Genomic DNA, 16,926 nt, shown 5'->3' with positions numbered 1-16,926 from the left:
AAAGCATCTATGGTGATGTGGTACGTCCCTGTGGTCTTAGGACCGACAAGACCAATAAACTCGGGGTGCCAGCAGAGCTAAAAGAGTGAAGGTCATAAGTCCAGTTAGTACCGTCATAACTCGGCGCCTGACCGTACCTCAAGTACAAATCGGGATCTTCAGAGAAACCATCCAGATAAACGGCCACCACCTCGGTGCCCACAGGCAGATCGATAGTATAAGTGTTGATCTCTCCCTTTAAGGCCGACAACCCAAGTAACTCCATCAATACCGCACCTTCTGGTGGTGCATCGACACCCGAACCATCCCAGTTATGTGGAAAATTGGATGTATAGGCACTGAGTCCCACAGAGATTAAGTTATCATCTGTCCACAGCGTCTTGCGAGCCGGATGATTCAAGGCACCGTACATACGCTGAGCCTGTTGCTGAGTAAACATGGCGTAATTGTCGGTGTAGTGCATGAAGTTTTCAGTATTAGTCGCCTGCCCAAGGCAATTTTGCGCATTATTGGCCATAGATTGACTACTCATCTGGGGCGTATCACAGACTCGGTCTCCCGAATGAGAACAGAAAATTTCGTTATCTGTATTACACTGAGCACCGTCAAATACATGGGGTAAGTTAAGCCAATGGCCAAACTCATGAGTCAAAATCGAGCGAAAATTTTCATCTGTGTTGGTGCCTAAATAAGCACCGTTATAGACCACTCGAGCCAGGCCTGAGTCAGACATAGATGTGGTTGGATACCAGGCAACACCTGAGTTATTGGTGGCGCCATCCCCATCTAAATCATTCATGATATAGATGTTCATGTAGCGATAGTTATCCCAGGCATCCCCGGAAATCTCGGCATTTTTCGCGTCTCTAGCGGCATCGTTCGGCGCGTCATAATTGCCGTAACCCGTGGCTTCACCATGCCTGACTATGCCGTTAGTTGGGTTTCCCCAAGGATCGATTTGTGCAAGCACAAACTCGACATTCATGTTCTCTCTTATCGCTTGAAATTGACTGGCAATAGGCCCATCTAAGGTATTGAGTCCCTGAAAATCTTCGTTTGATCTCTTTAGCGCATTGGCAATTAGACTGTCTGGTACACAAGAGCCACCGGTATCACAGTTGTGTATTGCGCCATAGACGTGAAATACCACAGGGACGATATACTCGCCCTGATCGGCATTACCGATAGATTGTACTCCCACAGAGAAACTAGCAGGACTAGATAAAGATTTTGACTGAGCTTGTAATTGTGATTGTGATGAAGTTGAACCGAAAAATAATCCTTCATTTGGACTCGGCACCCAAGTCTGTCCATTGCTGTCAGTACCACATACCTGACCTCCGGACTTTAGATGAGTCGACATGGTATTTTTTTGTTGATTGCTATTGGCTTGGCTTATCTTATTGACCGACAACCCGGCCCAAGCATGCCCAATAGGCAAACTTGCACACAGGGTCAGCGCAGTTAAGATAGCACCACCTTTAATGGTTTTTATCATTGTTATATTCTCGTTTTTATCAGGATAAAGTAACGTGACGGGCCACTGCTGATGCCACGATTTCTGTTCTGCGACTTTAGAACGAATTGCCCATGCCGCTTTTACTAGTCGTGCTAGTGATATTTGCTTGTCAATTAACAATCAGTTTGAGTCAACGCGATAATGATTGAACACAAATCATTCGATTAATCACCAAAAACTAAACTAACACATAAAATATACGATATACAATAATGCAACATGTTATTAACGAGATTTATAGGTTTTGGCAAGTAAAGGTCGACAATGATCGAGAGCAATGAGATAAGAAGGTACAGAGGTCGAACCTGAGGAAGTTTGTAAGAAGCTAGGAAGCTAGGAAGCTAGGAAGCTAGGAAGCTAGGAAGCTAGGAAGCTAGGAAGCTAGGAAGCTAGGAAATATTATAGTGCTGAACCACAGGATACCAAACACTATAAAAATTACCCGTACAAAAGAAAGTACATATCAAAGACAGGCACAGCTATTTAGTATCCACTTGAGTATAACTCTCTATGATGTCTTGATAACTGCCACTTTCTTTGAGCTCGGCGATTCCCTTATCGAAAGCATCTCTGACCTTGCTATCCCTAAAGCCTGCCTGATAAGAAACACCTTCAGGCAACAGATGATGCATGGATATCGGCGCCGAGGTGTCGATCCCCTGTAGGCCTAAGGTCTTGCGATACCAGTTAAAGATATTGATATCGAGTATGATGGCATCGGCCATGCCTTTCCAAAAGTGCAGGCACTGCTCCTCTTGAGAGACTAAGCCATCCCAGAGGTGGGTATTTTCCCGATAGACTTGTTTGAAATCATCACCCAGATCATCTTCGAATCCATGCCAGCCAAGAAAGGTTTTACCATTCAAGTCGGCCCATGAATCGATTGTCAGTCCAAGGCTGGTCTTAGTGAAGATCACATCATAGAAAGTGATATAGGCCAGAGATAAGGCAATATTGTCATTCTGTGCCATGTATCTGGAGCTGATGTCAATTCTTCCTTTCTCCAGTTCTCTCTGTAACCTGAGATGAGAAAACTTGTGCACTTCAACCTTATAACCTTGCAATTGCAAGGCTTGTCTTAATATGTCGACCTCTATGCCGCCATCTCCAACCACATAGGGAGGGCGATCTAGGGGAACTCCAAGGATCAGTATATGCTCTGTCGGCTCTGCTACCACTGGATTTTCTACAGAAATGGCCAGAGGGATTGTCACTAAGAAAAGCGACAAACTATAGGCAATAGCGCATAAATATTTGTACAGGAACGACTTCATCTCAGTCACCTCTTATCTATTTATAGCAGTGATACCCGTTCTTGAGACAAAAGTTTATGAGCAGAGGTTTCAATTGAAAAGAATAAAAAAGCCAGTCAGATTGCTGACTGGCTTAGCACGCTTAATTAGCTAAGATAGCTCACTGGGCTTACTTTTCTAACTCGATCTCCAATGCCCGCGCCACGGCCTCGGGAGAACTCGAGTTGCGGGCAAACAGAGAATAGGCCACGGGGATCACCAACAAGGTGAATAAGGTGGCAACCAAAATACCCGATAACACCACCACACCTATGACGAATCGAGTCTCGGCGCCAGCCCCTTGAGCCAAAACCAGTGGGATCGCGCCAGCAGCTGTGGTGATCCCCGTCATCAGTATAGGCCTGAGTCGCTGAGAGGCGGCTTGTATAATGGCCTGTTCAAACTCGAGTCCCCTGTCCCTTAGCTGGTTAGCAAACTCGACAATCAAGATGCCATTCTTGGCCGCTAACCCCACCAACATGATGATACCTATCTGGCTGTAGATGTTGAGGCTCTGATCGGTTAAATAGAGTCCAATAAGAGCACCAAGCGTTGCCAATGGCACTGTGAGCATGATCACCATGGGATGAATAAAGCTTTCGAACTGAGCCGCCAATACTAAAAATACGATGCCTAAAGCCAAGGCAAACACGAAGTACATGGAGCTCCCCGAATTTTGATAATCCAGTGACTGGCCCTTATAACTGATGACCGCCTCGGCGGGCAGATACGTATCGGAAAGCTCATTGAGGTAGTCCAGCGCCTCACCTAGGCTGTACCCCTCCGCAAGGTTTGCCTCTAAGGTGATAGCTCGCATACGATTATAACGATTTAGCCTACTGGCATCGGCAAACTCTTCGACACTCACCAGGTTTGACAAGGGGATCAAGGCCTGACTTCTGTCCGAGCGAACATAGATGTTCTCCAGATCTCTGGCGGTATTTTGATTTTCTCGATTGCCCTCTATGATGACATCATATTCCTTGCCATCTCGCATGAAGGTAGTGACCAGACGTGATCCCAGCATAGACTCTAATGTTCTACCAATGTGAGAGATGGAGACTCCCAGATCGGCTGCTCTGTCTTTATCTATGATCACCCTAAGTTGAGGTTTAGTCTCCTGATAATCATGATCCAATCCAACAAGGTTCGGGTTTTCTTTGGCTTTTTCCAGAATAATGTCCCGCCATCTGGCTAATTCCTCGTAGCTTGGCCCACCAAGCACAAATTGAACCGGTTTGCCGACACCACGGCCGAAAGCTTGCCTCATCACAGGAAAGGCCCTGATCCCAGCGAGATCGGACAGTCGCCCTCGTATGTCAGTGGTTATCTCTGCTGCGCTTCTACGCACCGCCCAATCTTCCAATACTATGATGGCCATGCCGTTAGAGAAATCTGCACTGCTGCCGAAACTTCTCGGCGCCCTGATCAAGAGTCGCTTGATATCCCCACTGTCTACCAAGGGCATCAGACGTGTTTCGATCTCATCCATATAGGACTCAATATACTCGAAACTCGCACCTTGAGGACCATTGACGATAAGAAACATCGAGCCCCTGTCCTCTCTTGGAGCAAACTCCTGAGGCACCAACGTAAACAAGACCATGCTTGAGCCAAGTGCGACCACTATTAGCGAGGTCACGATCACCGGGTGGGACATGGCCTTGGTCAACAACTGACGATACTTGTCTGAGACATGGCTCATACCGGCATCGACCTTGCGAACCAACCAAGGATCATTCCCTGCGGGTTTGAGCAATTTAGAGCACATCATGGGACTCAGAGTCAGGGCGACCAGGCTCGAGAAAATAACGGCGGCGCTCATAGTCACGGCAAACTCTTTAAATAGTTTACCTATGTCACCTTCGAGAAACGTGATCGGCATAAAGACTGCGATCAGCACTAGAGTGGTGGCGACAACAGCAAACGCTACCTCACGAGAACCAAGGTAGGCCGCCTTTAATGGCGAATCCCCCTCCTCTATTCGGCGGTGAATATTCTCCAGCACCACGATGGCATCATCCACCACCATGCCGATGGCCAAGATCATCGCCAGTAAGGTCAGTAGGTTAATAGTGTAGCCCAGGGCGTAGAGCACGATAAACGTTGCCATCAGGGACACAGGTACGGTCAACGCTGGGATCAACATGGCGCGCACACTACCGAGAAACAGATAGATGACGATGATAACCAAGAACATGGCGATAAACAGAGTCTGATACACCTCCTTCACCGAAGCCTCGATAAACACTGAGCTGTCATAGGAGCGCTTTATCTCCATACCTGCGGGTAAGGTCGGGTTCAGCTCATCCACTAAGGCATTAGTCGCCCTCGACACATCTAAGGTGTTGGCCGTGGATTGTTTTGAGACCCCAAGGCCTATCATGGCCTCGCGGTTCCCCCTGAACATGATACGCTCCTCTTCGGAGCCTATTTCTACTCGTGCGACATCCCCAAGCTTGATCAAATAACCATCATCACCCTCGCTCAGCACCAGGTTGGAAAAATCTTCCACAGTGCTAAAGCTACGCTCGACGCGCACAGTAAAATGTCGCTCTTTGGACTCCACCGAGCCCGCAGGTAACTCAACATTTTCAGATCTCAGTACTTTCTCTATGTCAGCTACGGTTAAATTTCGCGCGGCCAAAGCTTGTCTGTCGATCCAAATTCGCATGGCGTATACCTTGCCGCCACCGATGCGAATATTCGCCACACCATCGATAACGGATAATCGATCGGTCAGATAACGGCGGGCATAATCTGTGAGCTGCAACGTGGTCATCTGATCTGAAACCAGGTTTAACCACATGATCACCTCATCACCGCCATTGGCTTTCTGTACCTCGGGCGGCTCAGCCTCTTCGGGTAAATTGTTTAACAGGCCCGATACTCTGTCACGAATATCATTAGCAGCCGCTTCAATATCACGATCGACATCGAACTCCAGGGTCACAGTAGAGCGACCGTCACGGCTCGAGGAGCTGATATGACGTATGCCTTCGACGCCACTTATTCTATCTTCCACCAGCTGAGTGATGCGGCTTTCGACCACAGAGGCACTGGCTCCGCGATAATTTGTCTGTATCGACACCACTGGCGGATCGATATTGGGGTATTCTCTCAAGGGTAACTTGTCGAACGCCACTAAGCCAAAGGCAATAAGCAATATGCTGATCACCGAAGCGAAGACAGGACGCTTAACAGAAAGGTCGGTTAACATCATGCAGTTGGCCCAACCTTAGCTTCTTTAAGAAAACTAAAACGCTCACTAAACTGAACCTTTACCTTGTCCCCGGGCCTAACCTTCAAGATCCCCGAATAACCACCTGTTCATCTATCTTGACCCCATCAAGTACTTCGACCCAACCACGCTTACGCAAACCTAAGGTAACCTGACGGCGAACGATGACATTTTCATCGTTGACCAGATAGACATAATGCCGGTCCTGAATTGGGATGATCGCCGACTCGGGCAAAATAAGGGCTTCACGACTCTGTTGGATCAAGGCGACTTTCATCAACATACCCGGCATCAAGCGATGGTCTGGATTGGGGAGCTCGGCTCTGACGGTAACGGCTCGAGTGGTCGGATTGATCCGGCTGTCAATGGATATCACCTTACCTGTGAGCAGTTCACCCGGAAATGCTACCGCACTGGCTTCGACAGTTTTACCTATAGCAAGAGATCGCAAGAAGCGCTCAGGCACAGAGAAATCCAACTTGATCACAGAGATATCATCTAAGGTAGTAATCACAGTTCCTGGGGTCAACAGGCTGCCAACACTGACTTGACGCAAGCCTAACCGACCATTGAAGGGCGCTAATATCTTCCTGTCTGCGAGGGCTGCTTGAGCTTGCTCTAATTCCGCCTTGGCGGTATCAATCAAGGTTTGTAATCTATCACGTTCGAGCTCTGCAATGGTCTGACTGGTGACCAGAGAGCGTATCCTGTCCAATTCACGTATATGGTCACTGACACGTACCTTGGCGACTTTCACCCTGGCCCTCTGCTCTCTGTCCTGAAGTTGAACCAGTAAACGGCCTTTTTTGACAATATCACCGTCTTCGAAGTTGATCTTGGTTGCCACCTCGGTGACTTTCGGAGTGACGGTTATCGACTCATTGGCCTTACTGGTCCCCAATGCCTCTACTTCGTCCCTAATAGGCTCAATCGTCGCCTTAGCCACCACGACGTTAGCCATGGGTCTCTGTTTCTTACCCACAGAAAGGCTCTCAGTTACAACTTGCTGATAGATAAACCAAGCAAGAGGCAAGAGCATTAACAATATTATTATTTTTTTCATCAAATCACCAAAATACCACTTATTTTTATGCAGATAGTTTACCCATAGATCACAGTGCTTCAAGGGGTTTTACCTTTACTTACAATTGATACATAGGGTTAACAACAGAGAATAGTTTAAGCCCTGTCTAATTTTTGTAGAACTTAATGCTAACTAGTGAGATTGGATAGTGGAGTGTGAGGGATAGTTGCGATACAGAAGTCACTAATATGTCAAAATTAAAACAATAAAAAAGGAGGCTAAATGCCTCCTTTTTTGCAATGCTTCAACCAATAAGCTTAACGAATCTTGCGATCTTCCTGCATCAGTTCAGAGAAACCATCATAAACAGCTTCAACAACCTCATTAGTTAATGGCTTGTCCGATGAATCACGCAGATAGATGCGAGTCTTATCAGCATTAGTGTCATCTTCCAGTATCATGCGGTAAGAGCCTTCTTCTACGGGTAGCTCTTTTTCATTCCAAAGCGAACTCCAAAAGCCAGAATCATCGGTAACATTGATATAGTAAAGACCCTTATTGCTGTCCATATCGACAACCTCAAAGCCCATCTCAGGCAAAACGATACGCAAGCGATCCCAAGTTCTTTTGAACGGGGCTTCTGCTAACCAGTATGAAGCAACAAGGTCTTCTCCTTCGACCTCAGAGCCGGTGCCTTTCACTATATTCACGTCAATACCGAGACTTTCCCGCAGACGCTTGGCTTTGATCGATTGATTACGTTTGATACTCATATACGCAACGGCATTGTTCAGCATATCGATAGTGTATCTTCGCTTATCTTCGCCGCTCAGTATGATGTCTTGTTGCTTACCATCAAAGCTCTCTTGATGATCGATAAGATCGATCATCAAGTTACCACTACGGCCGTGTGGACGAACATCGATATTAAATTCATAACGTTGACGCAGGGTATAGATCTCATCGCTACCCCAGAAGCTAGAATCGATCACTTCTTGATTCTCAATCCAATCAGTTTCAATCAAACCTTTGTCAAAATCTTCGTTAAGAATAGCGATTGATTTACTCGCTAAATAATCTTTGATCACGTCGAACAGTTCATTTTTTAGTTCGATATCACTATCGATAGCTTCTACGACAATTTTAATGTTGTCACTGCCTTCCTCTACATGGGTCCCCTCAGCCATAGGTAAAACCTGAAGAGGTGGGCGAATATCCAGCTGCTTACCCACCAGGCTCGCGTTAGCTTTGCTACCTGGTTTAGGAATATCGAACTCTTTACTGTATACCGGCGTATTAAGGCCTTCGGGTATAATTAAAGCCGATTCAACGAGTACGTTGGTATACTCATCACCGCCATTGGCCTGCCTTCTATCGACAGGCGAGCTACACGCGGTAACGGCGGCAATAAGAACTAAAGGAGTCACTTGCTTCAACATCTATTATTTAACCTCAATTCGGGCATTTTTCATTGCATCTAACAAGAGACCATGGAACTCGGTAGAAAGTTCCGTCAATGGTAATCTAATATCACCTTGACTGATCAAGCCCATCTGATGGGCGGCCCACTTCACTGGTATAGGATTAGCTTCGCAAAATAGCGCACTGAATAGACCTTTGATCTGATCTTCAGCAGCCATAGCGGCTTGGGTGTCACCGGCTAATGCGGCGTCACACATCAATTTAAATATCTTTGGCACTATGTTGTTGGCGACTGAGATGACACCGTCACCACCTAAGGTCAAAAACTCTCTCGCGGTGGCGTCGTCACCACTATAAAGCAGAAAATCATTACCGCAGAGCTCACGTAGTTGTTTCACCCGCGCGACATCACCAGTGGCGTCTTTAACGCCTATGATATTAGGAACTTCAACCAACTGAGCTATGGTCTCTGGCAACATGTCAACAGACGTACGGCCTGGCACATTGTAAAGAATTTGCGGAATATCCGTGCTGGCAGCGACGGCCTTATAATGAGCGATCAAGCCCTTTGGGCTTGGCTTATTATAATAAGGCGTAACACCTAACATAGCCGCTACACCAAGTTTGTTTTGCGCCTTGGTCAGCTCGATCGCTTCTGCCGTTGCATTGGCGCCATTTCCGCCTATGACAGGAATACGCCCGGATGCAAATTTTACCGTTTGCCCTACGACTTCAATATGTTCAGATATAGGAAGTGTGGCAGACTCACCTGTGGTGCCTACGGCAACGATGGCATCAGTGCCTTCTGCTATATGGTACTCAACTAACTTTTCAAGACTTGTATAATCTACTGCGCCATCACTATTGAGTGGTGTGATTAAGGCTACGATGCTTCCGTTTATCATGTGACTTCCCCAAGATTCAGGACTGGCTATGGTACTGATGCTATCCATTAAAAACAAGCATTTCAGCGATTGAATCACGTTAAGAGTTTTTCACCATGTAGTGTATGCAATGACAAGTTTGTTGTATCAGGCGGGGATCTCATCTCCACGATCTTGTGTTAGCATTGTCCCCAACAGAGAAACGCGCCTGAAAATGGTGCATTTATGTACAAAACTAGCTATAAATAAGGAAAATTCATGTCCAATCATCTTGTCGTTACTGCTATGGGATCAGACCGCCCAGGTATTGTCAGTAAATTTGCAAGACTTGCAAGTGAATGTGACTGTGACATCGTCGACAGTCGAATGGCCTTATTTGGCAATGAATTCACCTTGATCATGATGCTATCAGGCTCTTGGGCCTCGATCACTAAGATGGAAACCCAACTCCCCGCCTTAAGCGTTGAGCTTGAGTTGATGACTGTGATGAAACGCACCTCTAAGCACACCGCACAAAACTATATTTCGCGTCTGCAAGTCATCTTTACCGGACAAGATCAGCGGGGCACCATGAGAAAAATCACTCAGTTCCTTGCCGAACGTTCCTTGGATCTCGCCGCGGTGAGGTCCCATGCAGAGGAAGACGCTAAGGGGAATCCAAGCCAACATGTTTTCCTAACGATCAATGTTCCGGAGAAAGTCGAACTGGATAAGTTGGAAAACAGTATAAATGAGCTAGCTTCAGAGATGTCATTAGACTGTACCATCGAACGTATGCAGGGCATCACGAGTAGCTAATACCAGTTCCATTAAGTGAGTGACCATTCAGCGGGAGTTAAAAACGCTGTAGGCAAGTAAGGGGATTGAAGTTAATAGTTATTCTATCTCGAAAGCCACTTGCGCAGCATAAAGTGTTTTTAAACCCGCACTAGGTGAGCTTCTCAGGACTTCCACTTCTGCGTTGCATTGCCTCAAAAGGAAATAACCATTTCTTCAACAATGCGCCTTGAATTTAAAGCCCTGAGAAAGCTCTGAATTGATCATAAATTTAATAGAATTGGTATAAATAGGAGTTTTAAATGAATACCTTAACTGCTGGCGATAACGCCCCACTCTTCGAGCTAAAAAACCAAAACGATAAGCTCATCTCTCTGAAAGAGTGTTTGAATAACGGCCCTGTTCTGGTCTATTTCTACCCAAAGGCTTCTACACCTGGCTGTACCGTTCAAGCCTGCGGCCTTAGAGATAGCATGCAAGAACTCAATGACTTGAAAGTTACCGTGTTAGGCATTAGCCCAGACCCAGTCGCCAAGCTGGCACGATTTGCCCAAAAGCAGGAATTGAACTTTTCTCTTCTCAGCGATGAAGACCATGCCATAGCCGATGCGTTCGGTGTCTGGGGCGAGAAAAAATTTATGGGTAAAGTCTATGACGGTATCCATAGATTGAGCTTCTTAGTCGGACAAGATGGTAAAGTCACTCACCTGTTTAACAAGTTTAAGACCAAAGAGCATCACGAAGTAGTGCTTAAGCATCTGAAGCAAGACTGAACAGTGAGTTAACTCAACAGTAAGCCCGCTCACCGCGGGCTTTCTTGTGCCAATAAAACACATAAAAAAGAAGTGCTAGAGGGAAACCTAAACGAAGTAGGGCCATATCAAGATCAAAGCAATTGTCCACATGGTCAGGCAGATAAACCGGTCCAGGTAACTCCAGGCCTTGGGCTTATCAAACAGTGGGCTCAAATATCTGGCACCAAAACTCAAGCTAAAAAACCACACGAAAGAAGCCAGAACGGCGCCTGCGCCAAACAAAGGTCTATCAGACCCTTCAAATTGAGCACTGATGCTGCCCAGTAACACGACTGTGTCTAAATACAGATGAGGGTTAAGCAGACTGATCCCCAATGTAGTTAACACGGCCGCTTTTAGCGTCCCGGTACCACTATTAGCCCCTTAGCCAGACTCTGCTCATTAAACGATGACTTAAGCGCCCGAGCCCCATAAACCAGTAGAAAAATTGCCCCACCAATGCTGGCAATGTCCTTTATCAAGGGAAATGCCAAAATAAGATGGCCTAAGCCTGCAACACCCGCGGTGATCATCAAGGCATCGATAATAGAACAAAGAGCCGCAATGGGCAGAGAGTGTGAACGTTTTAAGCCTTGCTTGAGTACAAACGCATTTTGCGCTCCTACTGCCATGATAAGGCTACCGCCTATTCCTACACCTTGAATGAATGCCTGCATTGGTTTTTCCTAAAAACATCTGATTGAACGCAAGCGTACACAAGCTGGATAAATAAATATAACTAATCTTTTTTATGGTGTATAAGTAAAACTTATACACATCTCATTTTATTCTGAGGAGTCATATTTTGCTCGATTATGCTCACCTGCGCGCCCTATCCATAGTGATCTCCGAGGGCGGTTTCGAACGCGCTGCTAAGGTGCTCTGCATCACTCAATCTGCCGTGTCACAACGAATAAAGCAGCTGGAGGAGAGAGTCGGCCAAGCCTTAGTCATACGCACAACACCTGTCGAAGCAACGGCTACCGGTAAGCGTTTATTACGTCACTATTCTCAAGTGGAGTTATTAGAAAGTGAGCTCAGAGTAGAAATGAATGTAGATGACCCAAGTTTACCCACCATAGTGAAGATAGCCGTCAATGCCGACAGTTTAGCAACCTGGTTCTTACCCGCTTTGAGTGAAGTGTTTAAGCGCCATCAATGGCTACTCGAGCTGATTGTCGATGATGAGTCTTACACCCATCATTTGTTAAAAAACGGCGAAGCAGTTGGGTGTGTCACCACAAGCAAACAAGCACTTACCGGTTGCAGTAGTGAATATCTGGGGGATATGGAGTACCTTTGCGTCGCAACCCCTGAATTTATCGAGCGATATTTCCCCATTACCGTCTCTCAAACCTCTCTGGAGCTAGCGCCTGCGGTTGTGTTCTCGACTAAAGACAAGCTTCATGAGCAGTATCTGAGCCAATATTTTAAGATGAAAACCGGCAGCTGGCGTGAGCACAAGATCCCCTCCTCAGAGAGTTTTCTCGATGCCATTTTACAGGGATTAGGTTACGGACTAGTAGGCCATCTTCAAGCCGAGCCATTGCTGGAGAAAGGTCTACTGATTGAGATCACCCCAGGCAAGAGAAAACGTGTGCCCCTGTATTGGCAGCATTGGAACATTAAAGCCAAACAGACCACCATCATCTATCGGTCTCTGGCGGTAACGGCGAAACAATCCCTATGCCATGATGAATCTCTCAACTAATTTACCCAAAAATTAGCCATAAAAAAGGGCCGTAGGCCCTTTTAAACTGATTTAGCAAGTCGATTCACGACTCTCTTTCTACCGTCTCAACTTGAGATTCTGGTGTCGGCCAGGCATTTAATACCGCCTTGACCAGAGAGGCTAAAGGTATGGCGAAGAACACGCCCCACACCCCCAGAGTCCACCGAAAATCAACACGGCGGCGATAATAAATACCGGATGTAGATCCACCGCATCGGAGAAAAGAATGGGCACCAATACGTTGCCATCTAATGCCTGAATGATACCGTAACCTAACATAAGGTAGCCAAATTCTGGGCTAATCCCCCATTGAAAGAAGGCCACCAGCGCGATGGGGAGAGTCACTAAGGTTGCTCCAACGTAGGGGATGAGGACAGAGAAACCAGTTAACACACCTAACAGGGCTGCATACCTGAGATCCATCACGGCGAAGAAGATGTAGCTCACCACTCCGATAATGACTATCTCTATCACCTTGCCCCGAATATAGTTAAATATCTGCTGGTTCATCTCAATCCAGACCTTATGAGCGAGATCTCGATTCGTCGGAATAAATCGTTTACTGCCACGCAGCAGCTCGTCTTTATCTTTTAGAAAGAAAAAGACCAATAGCGGGACCAAAATTGCGTAAACCATCAAGACTAACAAGGAGGCCGAATAGCCAAGAATTTGCTTACCTATATCCAGAAGATGTTGTGTATCTAGCATCTTCTTCAGCTCCTGAACCATAGTATCGAGCTGACTTGGGTTTACAAACTGTGGATACTGATTAACGTAACCTTGGACGATGATCAAGCCTTTATCGAGCATGGTGGGTAAGTCAGTGACCAGGGCAAGTCCCTGTTTCCATATGCTGGGCACCAGACCAAAGATCAGCAACAACATGACACCAACAAACATGACGAGCACTAATGAGGCCGCCGTGGTTCGATTAATGCCCAACTTTGACATCTGTGCCACTGGCCACTCGAGTAAGAAGGCCAGCACCAAGGCCACCAACAAGGGCGCCAACAAGCCCCCGCAAAATAGATAGCTAAGGCTATCCCAATCAAAATAAAGACTAAGGTCACCGCTTGGGGATCGCTAAAGCGTTCTTTATACCAAGTTGTCAATAAAGTTAACATTCACCATTCCTGAAAATAAACTGTTGATCGTCTTGTTGTCACTGTGTAGGGGCCAGCCCCTATTTAGCGATTTCTAATGTTAACACCCGGTCATCATTTCTCACTTCTGAGTAACGGTAACCGACTTTTTTTAAAAACCGGGGAACATCCTGTCTAGAGCCAGTGTCTGATAACGAAACACAAAGTACATCGTCGCTGCTGAGTTTTTTCAATGCGAGTTTGACTTTAACTAACACTAATGGACAACGCAGTGTGGTTAAATCGATAAAAACCATAATAATCTTGCCATGAACAAACTTTGGCTATTATCCTAAGTTGCAAGACAAACCACAAGCGATCTATGGTGAATCTATTACCTCGTGGTCAATGCGAAGTCCGATATTCACAATGAATATACACAAGTGTGGAATATGCGCAAAACTGCAGGTAATATTAATCTCACTATTAAACATAATTACATGAGTTATTCGAGTAAACTCAGCAGCTTGTTTAATAATGATTGACTTAGTTCCTAGAGAATGTTCTGACCAAGACCACATTGCCCACATTAAGGATAAGTTTGAGTAAAATTACATCAACCAAGTCTCTGTTAGCCGGTGCCATTTCACTTTTTTTCTGTGCTACCGCGCCTATGGCTTTTGCGAACAACGACCTTCCCGATCTGGGTACTGCCGCCGTCAATACCTTCAGTCTCGAGAAAGAGACCATCTATGGCGATGCGTATATGCGGGTGATCCGCTCCTCAGCTCCCATGCTCAACGACCCGGTATTGAGTCAATATTTAACTGAACTGGGTAATAAACTGGTGGCTCATGCGACAGGCGTTAAGACCCCTTTCTATTTTTTCTTGTTAAGAAATGATGAAATCAACGCCTTTGCCTTCTTCGGAGGACACGTCGGCGTTCACTCAGGTTTGTTTTTAAATGCCGATAATGAGAGCCAGATAGCGTCGGTACTGGGTCATGAAATTACCCACGTAACCCAAAGACACTTAGCCCGTTCATTAGAAGCCCAAGATAAGAGTTCGACCGCAACGATTGTCGGCATGTTAGGCGCTATACTCCTGACAATAGCGTCACCACAGGCGGGGATGGCTGCACTGGCCACCACACAAGCCCTATCGACTCAGGCCAAAATTAACTTTACCCGAGCTCATGAAAAAGAAGCTGACAGAATAGGCATGCAAATTTTGGTGGATGCAGGCTTCGATCCCAACGGCGCAGCTGATTTTTTCGCTAAACTAGCCACTCGCTACCGCTTCACCAGCAAGCCTCCACAGATGTTGTTGACTCACCCACTCCCCGAGTCACGAATTACTGAAGCCCGTTACAGGGCAGCTCAATATCCTCACAAATATGTGCCGGATAATATCGACTTTCAATTAGCCAAGGCGCGTATTCAGGTCAGATTCTCCAGCTACAGTGAAGAAGCCGCCCTCGCCCTATTCGACAAACAGCTCAGAAAAAGAACTTATACTTTCAAAAATGCGGCCCTTTACGGTAAGGCTTTAGCCTTATTTAGAGTTAAGCGCTTCGATGAGTCCGAAGAAATTATCGATAACTTGTTAAAAGAAGATAGAAACAACCTATTTTATATCGATACCAAGACAGATCTATTAGTGCAGCGAGAAGCAACGGATGAAGCCATAAAGTTTCTCGAGGAACAACATGAACTTAAGCCATTTTCTCAGGTAATTAACACTAACTTGGCCCATGTGTATATTGAAGCAGACAAGGCAACGAAAGCCATCCCTTTGCTCGAGGAACTCATCTTCTTAGACAAACAAAATCAGTTGCCTTTCTTCTTGCTCAGCGATGCATATAAAAAGACTGGCGATAAAGCGATGGAACATTTTGTCAACGCAGAATCTATGGCGCTAGGTGCAGATTATAAAGGCGCGATAGACCAACTTAATTTCGCTTATCGATTGTCCCAAGAAAAGCCGCTGCAACTTGCCAGGATCGAGGCTAGAATTCGACAATTCAAGCAGGCTAAGTCGGCAATAGAGGCACTTCAGTAACAGTTTAATAATGTCAGTGACCTTGTGTCGAGGTCACTGACTTTCACTGGCAATCATCTCCCTTGTACACACAGGTATCATGGTGAATTCCTCCAAGATACACCCCAATTTAACCCATTACCCATGTTTTCTGATTGTGACTTTGGCCACCTTTTCGAGTATGATGTCGGCAATATTTTCATTCGGACATTAGCCTATGACTATGGTCAGTATTATTCATAACCCACGCTGCTCTAAAAGCCGTCAAACCCTTGCTTTATTAGAGGAAAGAGATTGCGAAATCCAAATAGTTGAGTATCTGAAATTTCCTCTCAACAAGAATGAAATTGAAGATTTACTCACTAAACTGGGTTTAAGTGCGCGAGAATTAATGCGCACCAAGGAGACTGAATATAAAGAGCAAGACTTAGCCAACACCAACTTGACTGAAGAACAACTCATTCAGGCTATCGTCGATACCCCTAAACTGCTTGAACGCCCCATAGTGCTGGCCAACGATAAGGCCGCTATCGGCCGTCCTCCTGAAAATGTTCTTGCGATTTTATAAGGCTGTTCAATGAATTCGACTCGTTTATTTCAACTATGCCGAGCTGGTTATCTGGCATTAGTATTAATGCTCAGCGCTTGGTTTATCAACAAAGGGATCACGGGAGAATATTCTCTGGTATTTACTGCGATGTGGATCATCCCATTATTCTTCCCCTTGAAAGGCATCATCGAAGGTAAACCCTACACCTATGCCTGGGCTAGCTACATCATATGTTTGTATATGCTTCATGGTCTCACCTTAATCTACGTCACCGAAGACCATTTCCTGTTTGCTCTGGTAGAGGTACTCCTGCTAGGTGCCCTGCTGATAGGCTTTCCATTTTATGCCCGTATTCGTGGCAAAGAATTAGGTCTAGGGTTAAAGAAGAAAAAGACGTAACCGACATTCATGAATAAACACAATAATGCGCCTCTGGGCGCTTTTTTATAGCCCTTATTATTCCGTTACTTAGTGTCACAAGAATTCTGAGTAAAACTCGTGCTTGAATGTTAAATCTCGTGTTATATTTTAGTTAAAATAATAATTAAACTAATCAATAACGGGAGTC

Annotated in this window: 12 protein-coding genes and 3 pseudogenes; 6 read left to right on the top strand and 9 right to left on the bottom strand. The window is 45.8% G+C overall.

Going from position 1 to position 16,926, the window contains the following annotated elements; genetic code table 11:
• Nucleotides 1-7 precede the first annotated feature (7 nt).
• From FM037_RS29405 to dapA, 6 genes and pseudogenes are all read right to left on the bottom strand, one after another.
• Nucleotides 8-1,498: a M43 family zinc metalloprotease gene (locus FM037_RS29405; protein ID WP_229381166.1), complete on the bottom strand. Its 1,491-nt coding sequence runs from the start codon at nt 1,496-1,498 to the stop codon at nt 8-10.
• A gap of 500 nt (nt 1,499-1,998) precedes the next feature.
• Entirely contained in the window at nt 1,999-2,793 is a 795-nt protein-coding gene (locus tag FM037_RS12415) for a substrate-binding periplasmic protein (protein WP_144046262.1), read from the bottom strand.
• 148 nt (nt 2,794-2,941) lie between these two features.
• Nucleotides 2,942-6,034 (bottom strand): efflux RND transporter permease subunit, encoded by a 3,093-nt coding sequence (locus tag FM037_RS12410; protein WP_144046261.1) that lies wholly within the window; start codon nt 6,032-6,034, stop codon nt 2,942-2,944.
• Nucleotides 6,031-7,115, bottom strand: a pseudogene (locus FM037_RS12405) (efflux RND transporter periplasmic adaptor subunit). The gene FM037_RS12410 and the pseudogene FM037_RS12405 overlap by 4 nt, the downstream one beginning before the upstream one ends.
• Before the next feature lie 278 nt (nt 7,116-7,393).
• Complete coding sequence (gene bamC / locus FM037_RS12400; protein ID WP_144046260.1) at nt 7,394-8,515, bottom strand: outer membrane protein assembly factor BamC; 1,122 nt, start codon at nt 8,513-8,515, stop codon at nt 7,394-7,396.
• Nucleotides 8,516-8,518: 3 nt separating this feature from the next.
• The gene (dapA, locus tag FM037_RS12395) at nt 8,519-9,403 is read right to left on the bottom strand and encodes a 4-hydroxy-tetrahydrodipicolinate synthase (protein WP_144046259.1); all 885 of its coding nucleotides are present in this window, start codon (nt 9,401-9,403) and stop codon (nt 8,519-8,521) included.
• A 237-nt stretch (nt 9,404-9,640) separates the two neighbouring features.
• On the opposite strand from dapA, the gene FM037_RS12390 reads away from it, so the two are divergent.
• Nucleotides 9,641-10,180, top strand: a complete 540-nt coding sequence (locus tag FM037_RS12390) for a glycine cleavage system protein R (RefSeq protein WP_144046258.1) — start codon at nt 9,641-9,643, stop codon at nt 10,178-10,180.
• A 281-nt stretch (nt 10,181-10,461) separates the two neighbouring features.
• The gene (gene bcp / locus FM037_RS12385; protein WP_144046257.1) at nt 10,462-10,932 is read left to right on the top strand and encodes a thioredoxin-dependent thiol peroxidase; all 471 of its coding nucleotides are present in this window, start codon (nt 10,462-10,464) and stop codon (nt 10,930-10,932) included.
• A gap of 87 nt (nt 10,933-11,019) precedes the next feature.
• Here the strand turns inward: bcp and FM037_RS12380 are convergent.
• Nucleotides 11,020-11,630: pseudogene (locus tag FM037_RS12380) on the bottom strand (LysE/ArgO family amino acid transporter).
• Nucleotides 11,631-11,758: 128 nt separating this feature from the next.
• Between FM037_RS12380 and FM037_RS12375 the strand changes: the two are divergent.
• Complete coding sequence (locus tag FM037_RS12375; protein WP_144046256.1) at nt 11,759-12,664, top strand: LysR family transcriptional regulator ArgP; 906 nt, start codon at nt 11,759-11,761, stop codon at nt 12,662-12,664.
• A 64-nt stretch (nt 12,665-12,728) separates the two neighbouring features.
• Here FM037_RS12375 and FM037_RS12370 read toward each other — a convergent pair.
• A pseudogene (locus FM037_RS12370) lies at nt 12,729-13,809 on the bottom strand (AI-2E family transporter).
• Between the two features lie 59 nt (nt 13,810-13,868).
• On the bottom strand, nt 13,869-14,084 hold the full coding sequence (locus FM037_RS12365) for a sulfurtransferase TusA family protein (RefSeq protein ID WP_144046255.1): 216 nt from the start codon (nt 14,082-14,084) through the stop codon (nt 13,869-13,871).
• A 284-nt stretch (nt 14,085-14,368) separates the two neighbouring features.
• On the opposite strand from FM037_RS12365, the gene bepA reads away from it, so the two are divergent.
• The 3 genes from bepA to FM037_RS12350 all read left to right on the top strand — a co-directional run bounded on the left by bepA (nt 14,369) and on the right by FM037_RS12350 (nt 16,757).
• Entirely contained in the window at nt 14,369-15,829 is a 1,461-nt protein-coding gene (gene bepA, locus FM037_RS12360; RefSeq protein ID WP_144046254.1) for a beta-barrel assembly-enhancing protease, read from the top strand.
• A 196-nt stretch (nt 15,830-16,025) separates the two neighbouring features.
• Nucleotides 16,026-16,376, top strand: a complete 351-nt coding sequence (gene arsC, locus FM037_RS12355) for an arsenate reductase (glutaredoxin) (protein WP_144046253.1) — start codon at nt 16,026-16,028, stop codon at nt 16,374-16,376.
• A gap of 9 nt (nt 16,377-16,385) precedes the next feature.
• Nucleotides 16,386-16,757, top strand: coding sequence for a DUF2069 domain-containing protein (locus FM037_RS12350; RefSeq protein WP_144046252.1), 372 nt, complete (start codon nt 16,386-16,388; stop codon nt 16,755-16,757).
• Nucleotides 16,758-16,926 lie beyond the last annotated feature (169 nt).

The sequence above is a fragment of the Shewanella psychropiezotolerans genome, assembly GCF_007197555.1.
GTDB classification, from domain to species: Bacteria; Pseudomonadota; Gammaproteobacteria; order Enterobacterales; family Shewanellaceae; genus Shewanella; species Shewanella psychropiezotolerans.
Note: the sequence above shows the minus strand (reverse complement) of the source record. Positions and strands in the feature narration are given on the sequence as shown.

What these genes read in the sequence shown, in the direction of transcription:
- FM037_RS12390 (WP_144046258.1), top strand. Translation starts at nt 9,641, where the DNA reads ATGTCCAATCATCTTGTCGTTACTGCTATGGGATCAGACCGCCCAGGT.
- FM037_RS29405 (WP_229381166.1), bottom strand. Translation starts at nt 1,498, where the DNA reads ATGATAAAAACCATTAAAGGTGGTGCTATCTTAACTGCGCTGACCCTG.
- bcp (WP_144046257.1), top strand. Translation starts at nt 10,462, where the DNA reads ATGAATACCTTAACTGCTGGCGATAACGCCCCACTCTTCGAGCTAAAA.
- FM037_RS12415 (WP_144046262.1), bottom strand. Translation starts at nt 2,793, where the DNA reads ATGAAGTCGTTCCTGTACAAATATTTATGCGCTATTGCCTATAGTTTG.
- dapA (WP_144046259.1), bottom strand. Translation starts at nt 9,403, where the DNA reads ATGATAAACGGAAGCATCGTAGCCTTAATCACACCACTCAATAGTGAT.
- FM037_RS12365 (WP_144046255.1), bottom strand. Translation starts at nt 14,084, where the DNA reads ATGGTTTTTATCGATTTAACCACACTGCGTTGTCCATTAGTGTTAGTT.
- FM037_RS12350 (WP_144046252.1), top strand. Translation starts at nt 16,386, where the DNA reads ATGAATTCGACTCGTTTATTTCAACTATGCCGAGCTGGTTATCTGGCA.
- arsC (WP_144046253.1), top strand. Translation starts at nt 16,026, where the DNA reads ATGACTATGGTCAGTATTATTCATAACCCACGCTGCTCTAAAAGCCGT.
- FM037_RS12410 (WP_144046261.1), bottom strand. Translation starts at nt 6,034, where the DNA reads ATGATGTTAACCGACCTTTCTGTTAAGCGTCCTGTCTTCGCTTCGGTG.
- bamC (WP_144046260.1), bottom strand. Translation starts at nt 8,515, where the DNA reads ATGTTGAAGCAAGTGACTCCTTTAGTTCTTATTGCCGCCGTTACCGCG.